The sequence below is a fragment of the Hydrogenophaga sedimenti genome, from assembly GCF_051857515.1.
Taxonomy (GTDB): domain Bacteria; phylum Pseudomonadota; class Gammaproteobacteria; order Burkholderiales; family Burkholderiaceae_C; genus Hydrogenophaga.
In genome coordinates, this window is sequence record NZ_JBPZHA010000015.1 from 64,832 (window position 1) to 87,187 (window position 22,356).

18 protein-coding genes, 1 tRNA gene and 1 pseudogene are annotated in these 22,356 nt (G+C 65.4%); 7 read left to right on the plus strand and 13 right to left on the minus strand.

All coding sequences use genetic code 11. The annotated features are described in order from the left end of the window. Positions 1-23 precede the first annotated feature (23 nt). Complete coding sequence (locus tag ACS5NL_RS20510; RefSeq protein ID WP_439355822.1) at positions 24-815, minus strand: sulfite exporter TauE/SafE family protein; 792 nt, start codon at positions 813-815, stop codon at positions 24-26. Positions 816-1,018: 203 nt separating this feature from the next. On the opposite strand from ACS5NL_RS20510, the gene ACS5NL_RS20515 reads away from it, so the two are divergent. Then, positions 1,019-1,741, plus strand: coding sequence for a hypothetical protein (locus tag ACS5NL_RS20515; RefSeq protein WP_439355823.1), 723 nt, complete (start codon positions 1,019-1,021; stop codon positions 1,739-1,741). A gap of 7 nt (positions 1,742-1,748) precedes the next feature. On the opposite strand, the gene ACS5NL_RS20520 is transcribed toward ACS5NL_RS20515, so the two are convergent. Both ACS5NL_RS20520 and ACS5NL_RS20525 read right to left on the minus strand, forming a co-directional pair. Then, entirely contained in the window at positions 1,749-2,918 is a 1,170-nt protein-coding gene (locus tag ACS5NL_RS20520; protein WP_439355824.1) for an FAD-dependent oxidoreductase, read from the minus strand. A 17-nt stretch (positions 2,919-2,935) separates the two neighbouring features. Further along, complete coding sequence (locus tag ACS5NL_RS20525; protein WP_439355825.1) at positions 2,936-3,214, minus strand: oxidative damage protection protein; 279 nt, start codon at positions 3,212-3,214, stop codon at positions 2,936-2,938. A 285-nt stretch (positions 3,215-3,499) separates the two neighbouring features. Between ACS5NL_RS20525 and ACS5NL_RS20530 the strand changes: the two genes are divergently transcribed. Both ACS5NL_RS20530 and ACS5NL_RS20535 read left to right on the plus strand, forming a co-directional pair. Then, entirely contained in the window at positions 3,500-4,276 is a 777-nt protein-coding gene (locus ACS5NL_RS20530; protein ID WP_439355826.1) for a ferredoxin--NADP reductase, read from the plus strand. A gap of 72 nt (positions 4,277-4,348) precedes the next feature. Beyond that, complete coding sequence (locus tag ACS5NL_RS20535) at positions 4,349-4,870, plus strand: disulfide bond formation protein B (RefSeq protein WP_439355827.1); 522 nt, start codon at positions 4,349-4,351, stop codon at positions 4,868-4,870. On the opposite strand, the gene ppk2 is transcribed toward ACS5NL_RS20535, so the two are convergent. Both ppk2 and argA read right to left on the minus strand, forming a co-directional pair. Beyond that, positions 4,871-6,100, minus strand: a complete 1,230-nt coding sequence (gene ppk2 / locus ACS5NL_RS20540; RefSeq protein ID WP_439355828.1) for a polyphosphate kinase 2 — start codon at positions 6,098-6,100, stop codon at positions 4,871-4,873. A gap of 101 nt (positions 6,101-6,201) precedes the next feature. Continuing rightward, entirely contained in the window at positions 6,202-7,542 is a 1,341-nt protein-coding gene (gene argA, locus ACS5NL_RS20545; protein ID WP_439355829.1) for an amino-acid N-acetyltransferase, read from the minus strand. Positions 7,543-7,616: 74 nt separating this feature from the next. Here argA and hrpA point away from each other — a divergent pair, with 74 nt between their 5' ends. Next, positions 7,617-11,543: an ATP-dependent RNA helicase HrpA gene (hrpA, locus tag ACS5NL_RS20550; protein WP_439355830.1), complete on the plus strand. Its 3,927-nt coding sequence runs from the start codon at positions 7,617-7,619 to the stop codon at positions 11,541-11,543. A gap of 6 nt (positions 11,544-11,549) precedes the next feature. Here the strand turns inward: hrpA and ACS5NL_RS20555 are convergent, their stop codons facing one another. From ACS5NL_RS20555 to lptF, 5 genes are read right to left on the minus strand one after another with little or no spacing between them, the layout of a single operon-like run. Then, a complete protein-coding gene (locus ACS5NL_RS20555; protein WP_439355831.1) occupies positions 11,550-12,731 on the minus strand; it encodes a pyridoxal phosphate-dependent aminotransferase in 1,182 nt (393 codons plus the stop codon). Between the two features lie 8 nt (positions 12,732-12,739). Further along, on the minus strand, positions 12,740-13,684 hold the full coding sequence (locus ACS5NL_RS20560; protein ID WP_411364515.1) for a CysB family HTH-type transcriptional regulator: 945 nt from the start codon (positions 13,682-13,684) through the stop codon (positions 12,740-12,742). Next, on the minus strand, positions 13,681-14,046 hold the full coding sequence (locus tag ACS5NL_RS20565; RefSeq protein WP_439355832.1) for a sirohydrochlorin chelatase: 366 nt from the start codon (positions 14,044-14,046) through the stop codon (positions 13,681-13,683). The genes ACS5NL_RS20560 and ACS5NL_RS20565 overlap by 4 nt, the downstream gene beginning before the upstream one ends. Positions 14,047-14,050: 4 nt before the next feature. Then, a complete protein-coding gene (lptG, locus tag ACS5NL_RS20570; protein ID WP_439355833.1) occupies positions 14,051-15,169 on the minus strand; it encodes an LPS export ABC transporter permease LptG in 1,119 nt (372 codons plus the stop codon). Further along, on the minus strand, positions 15,166-16,281 hold the full coding sequence (gene lptF / locus ACS5NL_RS20575) for an LPS export ABC transporter permease LptF (protein WP_439355834.1): 1,116 nt from the start codon (positions 16,279-16,281) through the stop codon (positions 15,166-15,168). The genes lptG and lptF overlap by 4 nt, the downstream gene beginning before the upstream one ends. Before the next feature lie 26 nt (positions 16,282-16,307). On the opposite strand from lptF, the gene ACS5NL_RS20580 reads away from it, so the two are divergent. From ACS5NL_RS20580 to ACS5NL_RS20590, 3 genes are all read left to right on the plus strand, one after another. Then, positions 16,308-17,813: a leucyl aminopeptidase gene (locus tag ACS5NL_RS20580; RefSeq protein ID WP_439355835.1), complete on the plus strand. Its 1,506-nt coding sequence runs from the start codon at positions 16,308-16,310 to the stop codon at positions 17,811-17,813. A 20-nt stretch (positions 17,814-17,833) separates the two neighbouring features. Continuing rightward, positions 17,834-18,262: a DNA polymerase III subunit chi gene (locus ACS5NL_RS20585; protein ID WP_439355836.1), complete on the plus strand. Its 429-nt coding sequence runs from the start codon at positions 17,834-17,836 to the stop codon at positions 18,260-18,262. 183 nt (positions 18,263-18,445) lie between these two features. Beyond that, positions 18,446-19,660, plus strand: a complete 1,215-nt coding sequence (locus ACS5NL_RS20590) for a branched-chain amino acid ABC transporter substrate-binding protein (RefSeq protein WP_439355837.1) — start codon at positions 18,446-18,448, stop codon at positions 19,658-19,660. Between the two features lie 126 nt (positions 19,661-19,786). Here ACS5NL_RS20590 and ACS5NL_RS20595 read toward each other — a convergent pair. The 3 genes and pseudogenes from ACS5NL_RS20595 to ACS5NL_RS20605 all read right to left on the minus strand — a co-directional run bounded on the left by ACS5NL_RS20595 (position 19,787) and on the right by ACS5NL_RS20605 (position 22,223). Beyond that, a tRNA-Ser gene (locus tag ACS5NL_RS20595) sits at positions 19,787-19,876 on the minus strand. 41 nt (positions 19,877-19,917) lie between these two features. Continuing rightward, positions 19,918-20,535 (minus strand): annotated as a pseudogene (locus tag ACS5NL_RS20600) (SPFH domain-containing protein); the annotation flags it as partial. Next, positions 20,514-22,223 (minus strand): hypothetical protein, encoded by a 1,710-nt coding sequence (locus ACS5NL_RS20605; RefSeq protein WP_439355838.1) that lies wholly within the window; start codon positions 22,221-22,223, stop codon positions 20,514-20,516. The pseudogene ACS5NL_RS20600 and the gene ACS5NL_RS20605, both read right to left, overlap by 22 nt. Between the last annotated feature and the right edge of the window lie 133 nt (positions 22,224-22,356).

Consider the following 22,356-nt stretch of genomic DNA (forward strand, 5'->3'; position numbering starts at 1 on the left):
AAACGGAAATCGGAAGACGGAAATCAGAACGCGATCAGCTTGGTGCCGGCATAGGCCAGCAGCAGCGACAGCAGGGAGCGCACCACGCGCTCGGGTGTGTGGCGCATCAGGCGGGTGCCCAGCCAGATGCCCGGCAGCGAGCCGGCCAGCAGCTTGGCCAGCAAGGCCCAGTCGACCGAACCCAGACTGGCGTGGCCCAGACCGGCCACCAGCGTCAGTGGCACCGCGTAGGCAATGTCGGCCGCGATGATGCGGGGCAGCGGCAGCAGCGGGAACAGGATCAGCAGCACGGACACGCCGATTGCGCCAGCACCGACCGAGGTCAGTGTCACCAGCGAGCCGATCACCGCGCCGAACAGCACCGGCAGGCTCCAGTGGCGGGCGCGGGTGGCGTTTTCCAGTTCGCCGGCGGGCAGGGTGCGCGGCAGCACCTTGCCGCGGGCGGCCTTGTACAGGGTGGCCGCGGCCGTCAGCAGCAGCGCCACACCCAGCGTGTTGGTCATCAGGTGCTGCACCTGGCTGCTGGTGGTGCCCAGGTTGTGCAGCACCCACAGGGTGACCAGGGAGGCCGGGATGCTGCCGGAGCACAGTTGCCCCACCACCCGCCAGGGCACCAGCCGCTGGCGCGCGAGATTGATGGTGCCGCCGGCCTTGGTCACGGCGGCGAACAGCAGGTCGGTGCCGACGGCCATGTATGGCTTGATCCCGAAGAAGAAAATCAGGATCGGGGTCATCAGCGACCCGCCGCCCACGCCCGTGAGGCCGACGATCAGGCCCACGGAGAATCCGGCGATGACAAAGGCAAATTCAGACATGGGGCGCGACTGTACGCAAGCTCATATATATCTCAAACGACATTTTCGTTTTTCATATATGCCGTCTGGTTATCAAGAGTCCGGCGGGCAGTGCTCCGTGGGGAGGGTCGCCGGTGAGGGGTAACATCCGGCCCATGCACAAACAGCGGATTTACGTGCACGTTGTTGGATTCAGTGACGTCGAACGCCATGCACTCAATACCGTGTTCCGCCTCTCTGAAGAGCGCGAACTGGCCTACGCCCTCTGGATGCCGCTGACAGCGCCCGGAACGCACCAGAACACCGCCCTGGCCGAGGTGGCGCTGGTGGACGGCGACAGCGCCGAAGCGGTGCTGCTGCACGCCAAAGAAACCCCTGCCGGCCAGCGGCTGATCTGGGTGGGCAACAACCCGCCGCCCCATGCCTGGCGGGTGCTCCAGAGGCCGATCCAGTGGGCCAGCGTGCTCAACGACCTGAACGCCGTGTACGCGGCCAGACAGGTTGATTCGGGCTTTCTCGATCTGGACGTCACGCTGCCTGGCCCGCTGGAGGCAGAAGGCACGGCGCCGCTCAAGCGGGCGCTGATCGTCGGCGCCACGGCGCCGGAACGGCAACGCCTGGTGGACCTGCTGCAACGGCGTGGCATCACCGAGGTGGACCGGGCGGACAGCACCGAAGGTGCCCTCGAACACATCGCCCGCCACCGCTACAGCTGTGGCGTGTTCGATCTGGACGAACACCATGTGGACACCTGGCAGCTGGCGCAGCACTTTGCCCAGAACAACCAGAATGCCCTCACCATGGGCATCAGCGAACACGCCGGGCCGCTGGCCCCGTGGCTGAACCGCCGCCGCGTGCGCCGCGACACCGAGCGCAGTGGCATCAATGCACTGGTCGGGCGGCCGCTGCCCGAGGCGGAGCTGCAGCGCTGGTTCGACCTGCTCTGACGGGCGCTCAGGCGTCCTGCCGCCGCGCCGACTTCCAGGCAAAACGGGCCGGATCGAAGGCCCGCTCCAGGTCGAGATCGTCCTCGGGCAGCGTCGAGGGTTCTCCGCTCATCCGGGCGGCCAGCCAGTCGGCGCACCAGTGCGCCAGCGTCAGCCCGCGCGAGCCCAGGGCGGACACCATGAACAGGCCCGGCAGACGGGGCGCGTCGGCCAGGGGAATCCGTCCGCGGCGGTGGCCGGCCGAACGCATCTGCTCGAGCAGGGCTGGCTGATCCGGTACCGCGCCGACCATCGGCACCCGGTCCAGCGAGGCACACCGGACCTGCGCCCAGCCCTGCAGCTCACCGCGCGCAGCGCACTGGCGCAGATGGGCCGCAGCCACCGGATGCATTTGCTCAAGGCTTGCGGCATTGCGTTCATGCGCTTCAGAGCGGACCGTCACATCCTGACTGCCGCGCTCGTAGGTCGACCCCATGGCCCAGACGCGCGATGGCCAGCGGGGGGGAAGTTCACGGTCTTCGTAAGAAGGGACGAACACGCCGTTGTTGCGCACGGGGCGCAGCGCCAACGGCTCGCCCACCAACGCCGCCAGGGAGAGCTGCCCCTGGACCGGGCGCAGCGGTAACGCGGTCGGGTCGGCGCTGAACAGCCCCTCGAGCAGCGCGTGGGCGCCATAGGCCGAAGCCACGACGACCACCGGCGCATCCCCAACCACACCGCCTTCGGCATCCAGCGCCCACCACCGTTGGTCGCGCCGCTCCAGCCGGTGAACCTCGGCCGACCAGCCGGTCTGCAGGCGACCCAGGCCCTGCGCCTCGGCCAGCCAGGCATGGACCAGCGCCGACGGCCGCACCAGGGCCGCGGGCTTGCGACCAGGATCGTGCCCCAGGTTGTCGACCTCGGTCGGCTGCCAGCCGGCGCCCTGCGGCACAAGGCGCTCCAGCTGCCCACGGGCATCGGCAACACCCAGGGCGCACAGGCGGGAGAGGGGGGTGGGGGAGCGTGTGACGTGCGGACTCAGCATGCCCACGGGCAGGCCGGACGCCCCTTGGGCAGCCTCCGATGCCGCATCGAGCAACCGGACAGTCCAGCCCCGGCGGGCGAGGGTCGCGCAACAGGCCGCTCCCGCCAGGCCCGCGCCCAGCACAAGCGCCTGGCGGGATTCGGTGACGTTCAAGATGGGGGCGACCTGCCTTATTGGGCCGCGGGTGGCGGCACGAAACCGGCGGCAGCGTCCGCACCCTCTCCGAAGAAGTGCTTCTCCATCTGGCGCGCCAGGTACTGGCGGGCGCGGGCATCGGCCAGATTCAGGCGGTTTTCGTTGAGCAGCATGGTCTGGTGCTTGAGCCAGGCAGCCCAGGCTTCCTTGCTCACGTTTTCATAGATCCGTTTGCCCAGTTCGCCGGGGTAGGGCGGAAAGTCGAGACCTTCGGCCTCTTTGCCGAGCTTGATGCATTGAACGGTGCGGGCCATGGGATGTCCTTATTCGGGTTCGATATAACTGAAATGAAAAACTATTTGTTCCGGTTTGAACGCAGGGACGGCATCATGCGCGACCTGTGCGGAGCGGATCGGGTGCACTGGACCCGCAAACGGGCTCCACTGTAGCAACGATTGCCGCGTCAGGAAGGGTGACAACGGGTTGTCCGGACCGGACCCTGACATAACGCAAAGTGGGCAGCGTCTCCACTTTTACAATCCAAGGCTGTTTTTTGTGTCAGCGCCCCATTTTCTCCGGGGCCCAATTCCTCCAAGACCATGAGTGCATTTCTGGAAGAGCGCGTCCTGAGCGTTCACCACTGGACCGATCGCCTGTTCAGTTTCACGACCACGCGCGACACGGCCCTGCGCTTCTCCAACGGCCACTTCACCATGATCGGCTTGCGCGTCAACGACAAGCCGCTGCTGCGCGCCTACTCGATCGCCAGCGCCAACTACGAAGAGCATCTGGAGTTCCTGAGCATCAAGGTGCCCGATGGTCCGCTGACCAGCCGACTGCAGCACATCCAGGTCGGTGACACCATCGTCGTCGGCAAAAAGCCCACCGGCACCCTGCTGATCGACTACCTGCTGCCGGCCAAGCGCCTGTACCTGCTGGCAACCGGCACCGGTCTGGCGCCATTCCTCTCGATCGTGCGCGACCCGGAAACCTACGAGAAGTTCGAACAGGTCGTGCTCATCCACGGCGTGCGCGAAGTCAAGGAACTGGCGTACCGCGAGATGCTGGAAACCCAGCTCAAGCAGCACGAATTCCTGGGCGAGATGGTCTCGCAGCAGTTCATCTACTACCCGACGGTCACCCGCGAGGCCTTCGTGCACCAGGGCCGCATTCCGAACATCATCGAGAACGGCCAGCTGGCGAAAGACACCGGCCTGCCCGAGCTGAACCCGGCCGAAGACCGTGTCATGATCTGTGGCAGTCCCGAGATGCTGCGCGACCTCAAGGCCTTGTGCGAGAAGCGCGGTTTTGCCGAAGGCAACACCACGCGCCCGGGCCAGTTCGTGATCGAACGCGCGTTCGCCGACAACGGCTGATCGCTGGCGATCGGAACTCCGAGGCGCTGTCCGGGTCCATCCGGGGCGCCTCTTTCATTTTCTGGAGATCCCTTGAGCTTTCCCGCTTTTGCCCTCGACCTTCTTGACCGCCATCCACGCCGGGCCCTGGCCCTGGTGTCGGTGGGCTGCATCGGCCTGCTGGCGTTTGGCATCCTGTACCTGCAGAACGTGGTGGGTCTGGTGCCTTGCCCGATGTGCATCGTGCAGCGCTATGCACTGATCCTGGTCGCGATCGTGGCCGGCATCGCCTCTGCGGTGTCCGGTCGCAAGGGCCGCAACGTCGCGGTTGCGCTGATCGGGCTGCTGGCCGTGGGCGGTGCCTTCGTGGCGGCGCGCCAGAGCTTTCTGCAGTGGTACCCGCCGGAAATCCTCAGCTGCGGCCGCGACTTCTACGGAATGATCGAGTCGTTCCCGCTCAAGCGCGCCATCCCGATGATCTTCAAAGGCAGTGGCGACTGCTCGGCGATCGACTGGACCTTCCTGAAGATGTCGATCGCCAACTGGTCCTTCCTCTGCTTCACCGGCATTGCCGCCCTGGCGGCACTGCTCCTGCTGCGCCGCCAGAAGGCCTGATCAGAGGATTGCGCTGCCCGGGCGCTCGCCGCGCTCGTAAACCACGTGGGCGCGGCCCACGATCAGTGAGTCGAGGGCACCGATGTTCTTGGGGTCCTTGTTGGTGTAGGGCAGCTTCTGCAGCAGGTAGCGCATCGCGTTCAGGCGCGCGCGCTTCTTGCAGTCGCTCTTGATCACCGTCCAAGGCGCATCGGCGGTGTCGGTCTCGAAGAACATCGCTTCCTTGGCCTTGGTGTAGTCGGCCCACTTGTCCAGCGAGGCCACGTCGATCGGGCTGAGCTTCCACTGCTTGAGCGGGTGCGCCTTGCGTTCCTTGAAGCGGCGGCGCTGCTCTTCGCGGCTGACCGAGAACCAGAACTTGATCAGGTGCACGCCACTGCGCACCAGCTGGCGCTCGAACTGTGGCGCCTGCCGCATGAACTCCTGGTATTCGTCCTCGCTGCAGAAGCCCATCACCTTTTCCACGCCGGCGCGGTTGTACCAGCTGCGGTCGAACAGCACGATCTCGCCGGCCGTGGGCAGGTGCTGCACATAGCGCTGGAAGTACCACTGGCCGCGTTCGACCTCACTCGGTTTTTCCAGCGCCACCACGCGCGCGCCGCGGGGGTTCAGGTGTTCCATCATGCGTTTGATGGTGCCGCCCTTGCCGGCCGCGTCGCGGCCTTCGAACAGGATCACGATGCGCTGGCCGGATTCCTTGGCCCAGGCCTGCAGCTTGAGCAGCTCCACCTGCAGCAGGTACTTCTGCGCTTCGTAGACCTTGCGCGAGAGCAGGTTCTTGTACGGATAGGCGCCGCTGCGCCAGTCGGTCGACAGGATTTCATCGGGGTTGTTGTCCCCTTTGTCGCGGCCCTTGACCGCCTGGGCGGTCTCCTTGAGCAGGCGGCGGATCGCCTTGGCGTCGTCGGGCGAGGCGCCTTCGAGGATGGCGCGCAGGCCTTCGGCCTTGCGGGTCTTGCTGGTCGACGCATCGGCCAGGATGTCCTTGACCGCCGCCGCCTTGGCTTCCTGGCGGGCATTGACCACGGTGCCCGTGGTCAGCTTGGCGATGCGCCTGGGTTGTGTGCTGCCCGTCACATCGCCCATGCTCACCCGGCGGGTGGCGGCGGTTTTGACAGTTTTGGTGGCGGCCTTGGTCGAAGGGGTGGCCGTTTTTCGGACGGCACGGCCGGCCGGTTTGCGCACGGATTCGTCGCTGCTGGCGCTGGTGGAGTTCTGTCGTTCGGTCATGGTCGGGTCATCGTCTGGACACAAAAAGCCAGTATGAACCGATGGCATTCCGGTGGCTTGACTTTTGTCAAACCATCCCGGCCGAACGACCGGCAGAGCGCTCAGCCGATTTTCTTGACCAGCACCTGGCTGCGGCGGTCCCAGTTGTACTTGCGCTTGCGCGCCTCGGGCAGCCAGTCGGGGCTGACCTGGACGAAACCGCGCTTGATGAACCAATGCATGGTGCGCGTGGTGAGCACGAAGATGCTCTGCAGGCCCTGGGCGCGGGCGCGGGTTTCGATGCGCTTGAGCAGGCGCTCGCCGTCGCCCTGGCTCTGGCTTTGCGGCGAGACGGTGAGGGCGGCCATTTCGGCGGTGCGCTCTTCGGGGTAGGGGTAGAGCGCGGCGCAGCCGAAGATCACGCCATCGTGTTCGATGATGGTGTAGTTGCTGGCGTCGCGTTCGATCTCGGTGCGGTCGCGCTTGACCAGGGTGCCGTCCTTCTCGAACGGTTCGATCAGCGCGAGGATGCCGCCGACATCGTCGAGGTTGGCCTCGCGCACGCTTTCCAGCTTCTCGTCGACCACCATGGTGCCGATGCCGTCGTGCACGTAGATTTCCAGCAGCAGCGAACCGTCGAGCTTGAAGGGAATGATGTGGCTGCGTTCGACGCCGCCTTCGCAGGCGCGGATGCAGTGCTGCAGGTAGAAGCCGGTGTCGGTGGGCTGGGTCGGCGGCGGCAGGCTGGCGACCATGCGCTTGGCGTCGGCCAGCGGCAGCTCGGTGTCGATCTCGCTTTCCGGGTCGTTGGCGTCGACGCGGATGCCCGGCACCTCGGTCAGGAAGATCAGCTTGTCGCTCTGCAGCGCCACCGCGACCGAGGTCGCCACGTCTTCCATGCTCAGGTTGAAGGCCTCGCCGGTGGGCGAGAAGCCGAACGGCGAAATCAGCACCAGGGCGCCCATGTCCAGGGTGCGCTGGATGCCTTCGGTGTCCACCTTGCGCACCAGGCCCGAGTGCTGGAAGTCCACGCCGTCGATCAGGCCCACCGGGCGGGCGGTGATGAAGTTGCCCGAGATCACGCGCACCCGCGCGCCGGCCATCGGCGTGTTGGGCAGGCCCTGGCTGAACGCGGCCTCGATCTCGTAGCGCAGCTGACCGGCGGCTTCCTGCGCGCAGTCCAGCGCCACCGGGTCGGTGATGCGCATGCCGTGCGAGTACTTGGCTTCTTGGCCCTTGAGGCGCAGTTGCTCGTTCACCTGCGGGCGAAAACCGTGCACCAGCACGATCTTCACGCCCATGGCCTGGATCATCGCCAGGTCCTGGGCGATGGAGGCCAGCTTGCCGGCGTCGATCGCCTCGCCGGTCAACCCGATCACGAAGGTCTGGTTCCGGAACTTGTGGATGTACGGTGCCACCGAACGGAACCAGGGCACGAAGGTGAAATTGAAGACGGTGGACATGGGAGGCGGGTGGGGCGGACGTTCGGGCGGCGCAGGATAATCGCCGGTTGCCTGATTTTGACTGAAGTTCCCCCTTGTCCTCCGCGCCGCTGCACATCGAGTTCCCCGAGTCCCTGCCTGTCTCTGCCCGCCGGCAGGAGATCGAGCACGCCATCCGCGACCATCAGGTGGTCATCGTCTGCGGCGAGACCGGCTCGGGCAAGACCACGCAGCTGCCCAAGATTGCGCTGGCCATGGGGCGCGGCCGGCTCAACGCGAAGCCGGGACAGCGCGGCCAGCTGATCGGCCACACCCAGCCGCGGCGGATCGCGGCCAGCAGCGTGGCCAAACGCATCGCCGAAGAGCTCAAGACCCCGCTGGGCGAGGTGGTGGGCTTCAAGGTGCGCTTCCAGGACCGGCTGTCCAGGGACGCCTCGGTCAAGCTGATGACCGACGGCATCTTGCTGGCCGAGACGCAGACCGACCCCGACCTGCGCGCCTACGACACGATCATCATCGACGAGGCGCACGAGCGCTCGCTCAACATCGATTTCCTGCTGGGCTACCTGCGCCAGCTGCTGCCGCGCCGGCCGGACCTGAAGCTGATCGTCACCTCGGCCACCATCGACGCCGACCGGTTCGCGGACTACTTCGCGTCCAGCAAAGGCAAGGCGCCTGTGCTCATGGTCTCGGGCCGCACCTTCCCGGTGGAGGTGCGCTACCGGCCGTTTGAAGAAAGCCGCGAATACGACCTGAACAGCGCCATCGCGGACGGCGTGGACGAGCTCTGGCGCGGGCCGCAAGGCGGGGACATCCTGGTCTTCCTGCCCGGCGAGCGCGAGATCCGCGAGGCCGCCGACCACCTGCGCAAACACCTGTCACACCAGCCGGCGCTGCGCAACGCCGAGGTGCTGCCGCTGTTCGCGCGCCTGTCGCAGGCCGAGCAGGACCTGATCTTTCACCCCAAAGGCCAGCGCCGCATCGTGCTCTCGACCAACGTGGCCGAGACCTCGCTGACGGTGCCGGGCATCCGCTTCGTGATCGACGCTGGCACGGCGCGCGTCAAGCGCTACAGCTTCCGCCAGAAGGTGGAGCAGCTGCTGATCGAACCGATCAGCCAGGCCGCGGCGAATCAGCGAGCCGGCCGCTGCGGCCGCGTGGCCGATGGCATCTGCATCCGCCTTTACGACGAGGCGGGCTTCAACGGCCGGCCGAAGTTCACCGACCCGGAGATCCTGCGCAGCTCGCTGGCGGGCGTGATCCTGCGCATGAAGGCGCTGCACCTGGGCGCGGTGGAAGACTTTGCGTTTCTGGAAGCACCGCAGCGCCGCGCAATCACCGACGGCTACCAGCTGCTGTCCGAGCTGGGCGCCGTGGACGACGCGAACGAGCTCACCCGCATCGGCCAGACGCTCAGCCGCCTGCCGCTGGACCCGCGCGTGGGCCGCATCCTGCTGGAAGCGCAACAGCGCGGCGCGCTGGACGAGGTGCTGGTCATCGCGTCGGCGCTGAGCCTGCAGGACGTGCGCGACCGACCGCTGGAGAAACAGACGCAGGCCGATCAGGCGCACAAGAAGTTCGACGACGAAAAGAGCGAGTTCGCCGGCACGCTCAAGCTCTGGAAGTGGCTGGAAGACAGCAGAGGTGGCCACGGGACCGACCACAAGCTCAGCCACCGCCAGTACGAGAACCTGCTGCGCGAGAACTACATCAACGTGCGCCGCGTGCGCGAATGGCGCGACATCCATTCGCAGCTGCACACCGTGGTGGCGGAGCACAAGTGGGCCATCAACACGGCGCCGGCCAGCTACGAGCAGCTGCACCTGTCCATGCTGGCCGGCTTGCTGGGCAACATCGGCCAGAAGAACGACACCGAGGACTGGTACCTGGGCGCGCGCGGCATCAAGTTCCACCGCCACCCGGGCGCCAACCTGAGCAAGAAGCCCGGCCGCTGGATCGTCTGCGCCGAGCTGGTGGAAACCGCGCGCCTGTTCGGCCGCGGCATTGCGAACATCGAGCCGCAATGGCTGGAACAGGTGGGCGAGCACCTGCTCAAGAAGCAGATGCTGGACCCGCACTGGGAGAAGAAGGCCGCCCGCGTCTCGGCGCTGGAGCGCGCCACGCTGTATGGCCTGGTGGTCTACCACCAGCGGCGCGTGGACTACAGCAAGGTGGACCCGGCCGGCGCGCGCGAGATCTTCATCCGCGAGGCCCTGGTGGGGCACCTGCACGAAGACACCTGGGACAGCAAGCTGTCCTTCCTGGCCGCCAACCGCCGCACCGTGCGCGAGGTGCAGGAGCTGGAACACAAGGCCCGCCGGCAGGACGTGCTGGTGGACGACGAGCTGATCTACGCCTTCTACGACCAGCAGCTGCCGGCCGACCTGAGCAACGGTGCCGCCTTCGAACGCTGGTACCGGGACCACAGCCGGGAGAACCCGAAGCTACTTTTTCTGACTCGTGAAGAGCTGATGCGGCACGAGGCCGCGGGCATCACCACGCAGGCCTTCCCGAAGACCCTGCGCCTGGGCGGCGTGGACTGCGCCACCTCCTACCTGCACGAGCCGGGCGACCCGCGCGACGGCGTGAGCGTGACGGTGCCGATCTTCGCGCTCAACCAGGTCAGCGAAGACCGCTGCGACTGGCTGGTGCCCGGCATGCTCAAGGACAAGGTGCAGGCCCTGCTCAAGACCCTGCACCAGCGCCCGCGCTCGCGCCTGGTGCCGCTGCCGGCCACGGCCGAGAAGATGACCGAGGCGCTGTGCCAGCCCGAGACCTTTGGCAGCGGCGGCCTGATGGACGCGCTGCTCAAGCTGGTGCGCGACGCGACACAGTTGCCGGTGCAGCGCAACGACATCAAGGTCGACATGCTGCCGGCCCACCACTTCATGCACCTGCGCGTGGTGGACGAGCACGGTCGCCAGCTGGGGCAGGGCCGCAACCTCGGCGCGCTCAAGGCCGAGCTGGGCAGCCAGGCGCGCGGCGCCTTCCAGGCGCTCGCCTCGCTCAAGCTCAAGGACATCGCAGGGGCCACCGCTGCAACGCCCGCCGCGCCGGCATCTGCGCCGGCACCAGTGGCGACCGAAGGCGCCCGCCGCGTGGCCGCCACCAACAAGCCGTCCGCATCAGCGCCATCGGCCACCGCCGACCAGCGCCACACCAGCTGGGACTTCGGCGAACTGCCCGAGCTGATGGAAATCCGCAAGGGCGGGCAGACGCTGATCGGCTTCCCGGCCTTGATCGACGACGGCGACACGGTGCGCATCGAGGTGTTCGACGAGCCCGAGGTCGCCCAGACACGCCACCGCGCCGGCCTGCGCCGCCTGTTCGCGCTGCAGATCAAGGATGCGCTCAAGTACCTGGAAAAGAACCTGCCCGGCTTGCAGGCCATGGGCGTGGCCTACATGAACGTCGGCAAGACCGACAGTGGCGGCGGAGGCGGTACGCTGGACGAGCTGAAGAACCAGATCCTGGACCTGGCGTTGGACCGCGCCTTCCTGACCGACCCGCTGCCGGCCGATGCCGCCGCGTTCAAGGCGCGCGTCGACGAAGGGCGAGGGCGCCTGACCCTGATCGCCAACGAGATCGCCCGCCAGGCCGGCGTGATCCTGACCGAGTACGCGGCCGCGGCCCGCAAGCTCAAGGACAGCAAGCCGCCCGCCGATGTGGCGACCGACGTGCAGCAGCAGCTGCAACGCCTGGTGCCCAAGACCTTCCTGAGTTCAACGCCGTACGCGCAGCTGCAGCATTTCCCACGCTACCTCAAGGCGGTGCAGTTGCGGCTGGAGAAGCTGCGAGGCGACCCGGCGCGCGACGCCGCCAAGTTTGCGGAACTCAGGCCACAAGATCTGCGCTTCTGGCGCCTGGTGGCCGAGCGCAAGGGCGTGCAGGACGCGCGCCTGCAGGAGGTCCGCTGGCTGCTGGAGGAGCTGCGCGTGAGCTTCTTTGCGCAGGAGCTGCGCACACCGCAGCCGGTGAGCGTCAAGCGGATCGACAAGGCCTGGGCACAGCTCAACGGCTGATCCGCCTCAAAGCCGGGCCAGCCGCTCCAGCGCCGCCTTCAGCGTCTCGTCCTTCTTCGCAAAGCAGAAACGCACCACCTTCTGGTCAAACCCGTTGCCATAGAACGCCGAGAGCGGGATGGCCGCCACACCGATCTCGCGCGTGAGCCACTGGCAGAACTCGCCTTCGGGCAGGTCGCGTTCGGCCACCGCGAGGTTTTCAATGCCCACGCACTGGAAGTAGGTGCCCTGGCCGGGCAGCAGGCGAAAGCGCGTCTGCGCCAGGCCTTCACGGAACAGATCGCGCTTGCGCTGATAGAAGTCGCTGAGCTGCAGGTAGGGCGCCGGGTCGGCCATGTAGGCGGCCAGTGCGTGCTGCATCGGCGTGTTGACGGTGAACACGTTGAACTGGTGCACCTTGCGGAACTCGGCGGTCAGCGGCGCGGGTGCCACCACAGTGCCGACCTTCCAGCCGGTGACGTGGTAGGTCTTGCCGAAGCTGCTGATGATGAAGGCGCGGGCGGCGAGACCGGGGAAACGGGCGGCGCTCTGGTGCTGCTGGCCGTCGTAGACCATGTGCTCGTAGACCTCGTCGCTGATCAGCAGCACGTCGGTGGGTGCCAGCAGCTCTTCCAGCCGGCGCATGTCCTCGGCGTTCCAGACCTGGCCGCTGGGGTTGTGCGGGCTGTTGATCAGGAGCGCGCGGGTGCGCGGCGTGATCGCGGCGGCGATGGCGTCGAAGTCGGGGCGGAAGCTCCCGGGCACCAGCGGCACGCGCACCACCTTGCCGCCGGCCAGCTCGATGTTGGGCACGTAGCTGTCGTAGCAGGGTTCGAGCACGATGACCTCGTCGCCCGGGTGCACCACGGCCAGGATCGCAGTCAGGATGGCCTGCGTCGCACCGGCAGTGACCGTGATCTCGGTGTTCGGGTCGCAGCGCAGGCCATAGAGCGCCTGCATCTTGGCGGCCATGGCCTGGCGCAACGCGGGCACGCCGGGCATCGGCGGGTACTGGTTGTGGCCGGCCTGCATGGCGCGGGTGACAGCGTCGACCAGGGTCGGGTCGCAGTCGAAGTCGGGGAAGCCCTGGCCGAGGTTGACGGCGCCGACTTCGGCGGCGAGCGCCGACATGACGGTGAAGATCGTGGTGCCGACCTGGGGCAGGCGCGAAGTCAGTTCAGGCGTGCGGGCTTGGGTGGCGGTGTCCATGGTGGTCGTCAGATGTCGTATTCGGCCGAGTCGCCGGCCATGGCGCGCAGGATCAGGTCGCGCGAGAGGCGGTCGCTCATCAGTTCGGCAAAACGCAGCACGAACTGCCGCAGGTAGCTGCCGCGCTTGAAGGCCACGCGGGCCAGGTTGTGGCCGAACAGCTGGGCACCCGGGCGGGCGACCAGGTCCGGCGTCGCGTTTTCGCCCTGCATCGCCATCTCGGCCACGATGCCCACGCCCATGCCGAGCTTGACGTAGGTCTTGATCACGTCCGAGTCGATGGCCTCGAGCACGATGTTCGGCCGCAGGTGGCGCAGGGCAAAGGCCTGGTCGATACGGGTGCGGCCAGTGAAGCTGGGGTGGTAGGTCACCAGCGGCACCAGTGCCAGATCTTCCAGCGTGATGCGTTCCTGGGCCGCCAGCGGGTGGTCGTGCGGAAACACCAGCACGTGCTGCCACTCGTAGCAGGGCAGGGTGACGAGGTCCGGGTAGTTGGTGAGCGACTCCGTGGCCACGCCGATCTCCGCGACTTCCTCGATCAGCATGCGCGCCACCTGGTCCGGCGAGCCCTGGTGCAGGCTCACATTGACCTTGGGATAGGCATGGCGCAGCTTGGCGACCGGCCCGGGCAAGACGTAGCGCGCCTGGGTGTGGGTGGTGGCGATCGACAGGGTGCCGCTGTCCTGGGCGGCGTACTGCTCGCCGATGCGCTTGAGGTTGTTGACCTCGCGCAGAATGACTTCGATGCTCTTGAGGACCTGGACGCCGGGTTCGGTGATGCGCTTGATGCGCTTGCCATGGCGGGCGAAGATTTCGATGCCGAGTTCTTCCTCCAGTTCGATGATGGCCTTGGACACCCCGGGCTGGGAGGTGTGCAAGGCCTTGGCGGCCTCGGTCAGGTTGAGGTTGCGGCGCACCGCTTCCTGGACAAATCGGAACTGGTGCAGGTTCATGGGTGGGATTCCAGCGCGATCTGCGCCAGCAGGGCGGTGAGGCGGGGGTCTTCTCCGGCGGCGGTCAGGCGCTCGAACTGCACGCTGGGATGCGCCTGCACCAGCTGTTCGACCAGCACCGGCAGGTCTTCCCGGGCGTGTTTGCCCATGCCAAAGAACAGCGGCAGGATGCGCACGGCACGAACGCCCTGCGCGACGAGGCCGGCCACGGCGGTGGCCAGATCGGGCTCGCTCAGCTCCAGATAGGCACACGCGACCCGCACGGACGGGTCCGCCCCGCGGATCTGTTGTGCGACGGACTCGACCGGCGCCCGCCAGAGCGGGTCGCGCGATCCATGGGCAAAAACGACGACGCCCAGCATGCTTCTAGCGCCTGAGCACGAGCCAGCCGAACGCGCCCAGCGAGACGAACGAGTACAGGATGGCCGGCGCCGCCGCCGCCAGCCAGGGACGCCACTGGTTGAGGTTGCCGATGTAGCCGAACACGTTGTTGAGCAGGAAGAAGCTGATGCCGATCATCACGCCACCGAACACATAGCCGGTGATGCCGCCCGAGCGGAAATGCAGATAGGCAAACGGCAGCGCCAGCACGACCATCACCAGGCAGGACAGGGGATAGAACAGCTTGCGCCAGAACTCGATCTCGTAGCGCTGCGCGGTCTGGCCATTGGCCTCCAGATGCTGCACATAGGCATACAGATCGGTGGTGCGCATCCGGTCGGGCTTGAGCAGCGCCACCGACACCATCTCGGCCGAGATGGCGCTGGGCCAGCGGAAGGTCTGGTGCTGGCTGCGCACGATCTTGGCCGACTGCTGGCCCGCCACGTCGAACTCGCGCCGCGTCACATTCGCCAGCGTCCAGGAACTGTCGTTCTCGATCTGCCCCTTGTCGGCCTGCAGCGTGGACACCAGCAGACCCTGGTTGTCGAACTCGAAGATCCGCACTTCGCCGATCTCGCCGGTGGGCGAGAGCGAGCCGACGTTGACCGAGAAGTTGCTGTAGGCCTGCTTCTCCTTGAGCCAGGCACCGGTCTGGCCCAGGCTCAGCTTGCCCTGGTAACGGGCCTTGAGCAGCTGCGCGGTCTTGTCGGCGATCGGCGCCATGTAGTCACCGACCGCAAAGGTCAGCACCACGAAGATCAGGCCCAGCCCCAGCAGGGTCCGCAAGGCCTTCCAGGGCCCCAGGCCGCTGGTGCGCAGGATGGTGTACTCCGAACTCTGCGCCAGCCTGGCCAGCACGGCCACCGACCCGATGAGCACGCTGATCGGCATCAGTTCGTAGATGCGGCTGGGCACCAGCAGGGCCACATACAGCAGCGCATGGCGCAGTTCGTAGACCACCGACGGGTCCAGCCGCGAGGTCCTGCCAATCGAACTGAGTTCTTCGACGAAATCGAAAAAGAAGAACAGCGACAGGAAGGCCAGCAGCACGAAGCCGGTGGCAATCAGCACCTCGCCATAGATGAGTCGGCGGATCGTCCTCATGCCGTGACCCCGCTGTCACGGGTGCTGCCCGCTCGTAGCAGGCTGCGCCAGTGGATGTTGTGGTGGCGTTTGGCCAGCCAGAGCGCACTGAGCACAAACACCGTACCGTGCAGGAGCAGCATGAGCACGACCCAGTTGACCTTGCCGATCGTCACCCAGCGCTGACCGATGTTGAGCATGTTGAAGTACACGATGAAGGCAAACAGGGTGAACATCAGGTTGCCGCTGCGGCCGGCGCGGGGATTGCTGACCGTGGTCGCGATCCCGAGCAGCACCAGGTTGAACGCGGACAGCGCGACGCCGACGCGCCAGCCCAGCTCACCCAGATTGGCCTGGTTGGGGTCGCGCAGCAGCGCGAGCGAACTGCGTGCCTTCAGTGCCTGCTGGCCGGCCATGAACGGCTCGGCGGTGCCGATCAGTGCGCCGTACTGCTCAAACTGGCTGACCTTGATGCGCCCGGTGGACGGGTCGTTGGCCAGCCGCTGGCCCTGGTTGAGCATCAGGAACTGGCGGTCGCCCATCCATTCGATGCGGCCCGAGGTGGCCGACGTCACGGTCTCGGTGCCGTCCTTCTCGATGCTGGAGATGAAGACGTTGCGGCCCTCGGTGCCTTCGGCCGTGTCCTTGTCAATGAAGAACACGCGGCGGCCGCTGGACGACTCCTGGAACTGGCCCGGAGCGATGCGCTGCAGGTCGCTGCGGTTCTCGAACCGGAACCGCAGTTCGGCGGTCTGCTGGTTGGCCCAGGGCCACACGAACAGCACCAACAGCACGATCACCAGCAGCACCGGCCAGGCAAACCGCATCACCGGGCTGACAAATCCGCCCAGGGAGCGGCCGCTGGAGAACCAGATGATCATCTCGCTGTCGCGGTACATGCGGGAGAGTGTCGAGACAATGGCGATGAACAAGGCCAGCGTGAGGATGATCTGCGTGTAGCCCAGCACGGTGTAGCCGAGCACCAGCATGACCTCCTCGGGGTTCACGCTGCCGCTGGAAGCCAGACCCAGGGTGCGGATGAGCAACACCGTCAGCACGATGGTGAACAGCACCACCAGGGTGGCGCCAAAGCTCCGTGCCAGCTCAGTGCGAATGGAGGAATGGAATAACATCGACTCAATCGAGGAAAGCTGCAATTATGGACTTTGAACTCAAATCCCTTTCGGTCGCCCAGGCCGCCCAATCTGCGCTCGACGCGCTCATCGTTCTGGTGCCCGATGACGCCAAGACCGTGCGCGGCGAGGATCCGCTGACCGAGCTGATCCGTGACGTCTCGCGCCGGGGCGATCTGGAGACCGGGGTCGGCAAATCGCTGTTCGTGTACCGCGCCAGCGGCGTCAAGGCGGCCCGGCTGGTGCTTGTGCGCGCTGGCGACGGGGCTGCGGTGGCGGTGCGCAAGGCGGTGGCGGCGGGTCTGGCCGCGGTCAAGGCCACCGGCATCAAGAAGGTGGGCGTCCTGCTGTCTCTGCTGGCCGACGATGCGGCCGCGGTGAAGACCGTGATGACGGCGCTCTCGGAAGCCAGCTATTCCTATGTCACCACCAAGCCCTCGGCCAAGGCCCGGGAAATCAAGGAGGTGCTGCTGGGGGTGCGGGACGCCGCGTCGGCCAAGGACAGTCTGCGCATGGGACAGGCGCTGGTGACCGGCGTGGAGCTGGCCAAGGAGTGGGCCAACCGCCCCGCCAACCACTCCACGCCCAGCCAGCTCGCCGACGTGGCCCGCAAGCTGGGCCGCAAGCCCCGCATCAAGACCGAAGTGCTCGGCCCCAAGGAAGTGGCTGCGCTGGGCATGGGGGCGTTCATGGCGGTGGCTCAGGGTTCCGCCCAGCCCCTGCGGTTCATCGTCATGCAATACCAGGGCGCCGCGAAGAGCAGTGCCCCTGTGGTTCTGGTCGGCAAGGGCATCACCTTCGACACCGGCGGCATCTCGATCAAGCCGGCTCCCGAGATGGACGAGATGAAGTTCGACATGGGTGGTGCAGCCAGCGTGCTCGGCACCTTTGCCGCGCTGGCGGAGTTGCAACCCGCGGTCAATGTGGTGGGACTGATCCCCGCCTGCGAAAACATGCCCGACGGCCTGGCCGTCAAGCCGGGCGACGTCGTGACCAGCATGAGCGGCCAGACCATCGAGATCCTCAACACCGATGCCGAAGGCCGTCTCATTCTGTGTGACGCACTCACCTATGCGGCGCGCTTCAAGCCGCGCGCCGTGATCGACATCGCCACGCTCACCGGTGCCTGCATGATCGCGCTGGGCGCGGTGCGTTCGGGCCTGTTCTCCAACCAGGACGAGCTGGCCGCAGCACTGCAAAATGCCGGCGAGCGTTCGCTCGACCTGTGCTGGCGCCTGCCGCTGGACGACGACTATGCGGAGGGACTCAAGTCCAATTTCGCCGATGTGGCCAACGTGGCCGGGCGAGCGGGCGGGGCCATCAGTGCCGCCAAGTTCCTGCAGAAGTTTGTGAGTGATCTGCCCTGGGCGCACCTGGACATCGCGGGGTCGGCCTGGAAAAGCGGTGCGGCCAAGGGCGCGACCGGTCGACCTGTCGGTCTGCTGCTGCAATACCTCGCCGATCAGGCCGCGGCGCCCGAAGCCAAGGCCAAACCGGCGGCCGGTCCGGCGGGCCGGGCACGCCGCGTCTGAACGGACGGCTGCGGCGGTTCATGACAGAGGTTTCTTTCCACCTGAACGTGCCGGACGCCGACGCCTACGTGTGCCGGCTGCTGCGCAAGGCCTACGCCAAAGGGGCCCGCGTCTGGGTGGTCGCCGATGAAAGCCGGCTCGGTGCGCTCGACCGTGCCCTGTGGCTGATGGGGCAGGGTGATTTTGTGCCGCATGCGCGCAGTTCGGCGCCGTCCCATGTCCGCCAACACACCCCCATCCTGCTGGGCGACAGCGATGTGGGAGGCGAGGGCGTTCTGGTGAACCTGTCGACCCGCATGCCCGAAAACCCCGCCGCCTTCGAACGGGTCATCGAGGTGGTCGGCACGCAGGAAACTGCAAGAGAGCAGGCGCGTGCACGCTGGAAGCAGTACCGCAATGCGGGGTTCGCGCCACAGGCGGTCGACCTGTCTTCCCGCAGCGAAGGATGAGCGCTGCATGCAGTGGCCTTATGGGCCATGCAATGCGGTGATGCGTCTCCGTGCAAACCCTCGAACTCTTTGCGCCAAAGCGCCTTCTGCCGCGAAACATTGGGAGAATTGGAGTATCTTTATGGGCGTGGAGAAAAAAAGTTCCCTCCGCATTCCAAAATTAACTCCTTTCCGAGGATGTCTATGCAACTGAACCTGAAACTGGCCGTCATCTCTGCGGCTGTCGCCCTGGCCGCTTGCGGCAAAAAAGAAGAGGCTGCACCCGCCGCAGCTCCGGCGCCTGCTCCGGCTCCCGCTGCTGCCGCCCCGGCTCCGGCACCTGCCGCCGATGGCGTCATCAAGATCGGTCACGTCGGTCCCACCAGCGGCGCCATCGCTCACCTCGGCAAGGACAACGAAAACGGCGCCCGCATGGCGATCGACGAGCTGAACGCCGCCAACATCACGATCGGTGGCAAGCCCGCCAAGTTCGAGCTGCTGGCCGAAGACGATGCAGCCGATCCGAAGCAAGGTACCGCTGCTGCCCAGAAGCTGGTCGACGCCAAGGTCAACGGCGTGATCGGTCACCTGAACTCCGGCACCACCATCCCGGCCTCGCAGATCTACAACGACGCTGGCATCCCCCAGATCTCCCCCTCGGCCACCAACCCCAAGTACACCCGTCAGGGCTACGCTGGCGCGTTCCGCGTCGTGGCTGACGACGTGCACCTGGGCGGCACCCTCGGCAAGTACGCCGTGGCCACCCTCAAGGGCAAGAGCATCGCCGTCATCGACGACCGCACCGCTTACGGCCAGGGCGTTGCCGACGAATTCGAAAAGGGCGTGACCGCTGCTGGCGGCAAGCTGGTCGGTCGTGAATTCACGAACGACAAGGCCACCGACTTCAACGCCATCCTGACCACGCTGAAGGCCAAGAAGCCCGACATCGTGTTCTTCGGCGGCATGGACGCTGTCGCAGGCCCGATGCTCAAGCAGATGAAGCAACTGGGCATCAAGGCCAAGTTCATGGGCGGCGACGGCATCTGCTCGTCCGGCCTGGTGGATCTGGCTGGTGACGGCCTGTCCGACGAGCAGGTCTACTGCGCGGAAGCCGGTGGCGTCGAAGGCGAAGCCAAGGCTGGCATGGAGAAGTTCAAGGCCGACTTCAAGGCCAAGTACAACGCCGACGTGCAGGTCTACGCTCCTTACGTCTACGACTCCGTCAAGGTGATGGTCGAGGCCATGAAGGCTGCTGACTCGTCCGAGCCGGCCAAGTACCTGCCCAAGCTGAAGGAATCCAACTACAAGGGCGTGACCGGCACGATCGCCTTTGACGAAAAGGGCGACATCAAGAACGGTGCCCTGACGCTGTACACCTACAAGGGTGGCAAGCGTGCGGAACTGGCTGTGATCCGCTGATCACGGTTGACCCGACCAGAACAAAGGCCGCCTTCGGGCGGCCTTTGTTTTTGGTGGAACACCATGACGTCGGTCAGCGGCGACACCAAAAAAGAAAGCCACCGCAAGGGTGGCTTTCTGGGTTCGTGGCGGAGAGGGCGGGATTCGAACCCGCGGTGGGGATTAGCCCACACACGCTTTCCAGGCGTGCGACTTAAACCGCTCATCCACCTCTCCGCGAAGCCTGCGATTGTAGCAGGCCGAAGAGGCTGTTTTTCTCAGCCCCTGGCTTTTGTCGTGCCGACCATCTGCATGGCCGAGCCGATCAGCGCCGAAACCTCGGTCATGTTGCCCGGAACAATCAGGGTGGTGGTGGCGTCGGCGGCCACTTTGCCGTAAGCGTCCACAGCGCGCTCGGCCACCTTCAACTGCACCGCCTGCTCGCCACCAGGCTGCTGGATGGCGGCGGCAATGCGCTCGATCGCCTGCGCGGTCGCATCGGCCACGGCCGTGATCGAGGCCGCTTCACCCTGGGCCTTGTTGATGGCCGCCTGTTTCTCCCCTTCGGAGCGGGCAATGAAGGCTTCACGCTCGCCGGTGGCGATGTTGATCTGCTCCTGGCGACGACCTTCCGATGCGGCGATGAGGGCGCGCTTCTCGCGTTCTGCCGTGATCTGCGCCTGCATGGCATGCAGGATTTCCTTGGGTGGCGTCAGATCCTTGATCTCGTAGCGCAGCACCTTCACGCCCCAGTTGAGCGCCGCTTCGTCGATCGCCTGCACCACTTGGGCATTGATGATGTCGCGCTCTTCAAAGGTCTTGTCCAGTTCGAGCTTGCCGATCACCGAACGCAGCGAGGTCTGGGCCAGCTGGGTCACCGCGACGATGTAGTTCGCTTGGTGAGGTCGATTCCAATGACCAGGACTTCCTCGGCATTTGGAAGTGATGCTGACAGCAATCCCCAGCGCTCCTGAAGCGCTAGTAGTAACCCATCGAAATCCACAGATGTACCGTCAAGTAGCTGCCACGACTTCCGATGGCCTCGGTACACCAACAGAAATACCCCACAGGTTGATCTGCGATCTCGAAGGTAGTCGCCACAAAGCTGCACCTCAAGCCGCTCAAGTAGCTTCGGCCCGCTCCAGTTGTCTGCAAGCTTTAGCTCCACAGGAACCGGTGCATCAAAGCCTATCCCGTGGAAGCGCAGATCAGGCCGTTTAGCGTCTGCAAGCTCCTCTTCTTGGGGAACGCTGTAGCGGCCACGAGCGAGATCTCGTAGCCAGTTACCAATGTAGCTTCTGACGTAGCGCTCGGACCCCACATCGGCCAGCATGGGTGCATTGCTGCTGTCGCCATGTTCAAGGTCTTCCTTGAGATCAAGGAGTCGCAAAACTGCAAGATCAAAGAGCTCACGGTGGTTGTGAGGCATCCGCTCAAGGTTCTCGTTAAATTCCCTGACCTGTTCCTCCGACCAAGGGGCGCCCGCCGCGTCAGACTCAGCCCTGGATTTGGCTAACATTGCAATGTACGAGCGGTGCTGCTGACTAGGATGCTGCTGTGCGATCTCGCTCAATGCTACGAAAGCATCTTTACCAGGACGCTCGCTCAGAAGTGAGAGCAACTGCTCTCTTGCGTCCTGGGCGTCATCCCGAAGGCCCGGCGAATAGACTCCGCCGCCGGCGCGATCAACGTCGTCTTGGGACCTGACGTACTTGTGTGCAAGCAAATAGAGCGTCTTCAGGTGTTGTGCTGTGCGGTACGCAAGCCGGGTGCGAGAGGTCCGGCTTCTTCTATTTCCCATAAGCTGCGTCAGGACAAGCATCACAAATTTGCTACGTTCATCATCTGCATGGATGCTCTCAATGTGCGCAATGAGTGCAGGCAAAGACTCCCCAGGAGCTACGCCAGTCCAAATCGCGAACCACTGCGCACAGTGTTCATGTGGCGCAGTTGACATTGCTTTCACTCGCGCCAGGGTCTGTATCATCCCACCATCCAACGATGAGCCCTGTACAACGTTGGTCAGGAACTGCAGGCTACGCAAATTCTTCGGCTCAGCCTTGGCCAACCTAGAGAGTAACTCGGGGGCCAGCGAGTCCCAAAGCCATTCGCCACTCCAATTCAGGTCGTACAGGACATAGGAGATGTCCTGCCCCGCGCTTCCAACGCTCAACTCGTAGTCGATTTCGGCCAGCAGGAGGTCACGGATAACCGTGGGGTTGCGTCTGAACACCGACGGGAACCACGTGGGGTAGCCATTGAGCTCATGCATGGCATAGCGGAACGCTATCGTTACTTCGGTATCGCTGAGGTTGTTGGACCAGTCCGTGGACTCGGCACTTTCGATTGCCAGGCCAGTAAGCCCGAAAATCACCTGAAACGGAGTTGAGTTGAGCGACGCTCCCTCAGATACCAGTACAGGACAGAACCGACGCCAGAAAGCCACTGCACCATCTCTGAACGCCTGTGCAACATCCGCACCGAAGGACGGCTCCAGTGAGCGCCAAGTAGAGACAGACCAAGTGGTGTTGTTTTTCTCGATCTTTTGCAGTTCTCGATACAAATAGTGTTGATCTTTGGACACCCCATCACCACCTAGGGATGGTGTTCAAAACCCCCGGTCAAGCCCGAATGGCATGAGCGAGGCACGACAGGAACAATGGCGTGATGACCCAACGAGAACTTGGCCTGAATCTGAGTACGCGGCGCACGCGCAA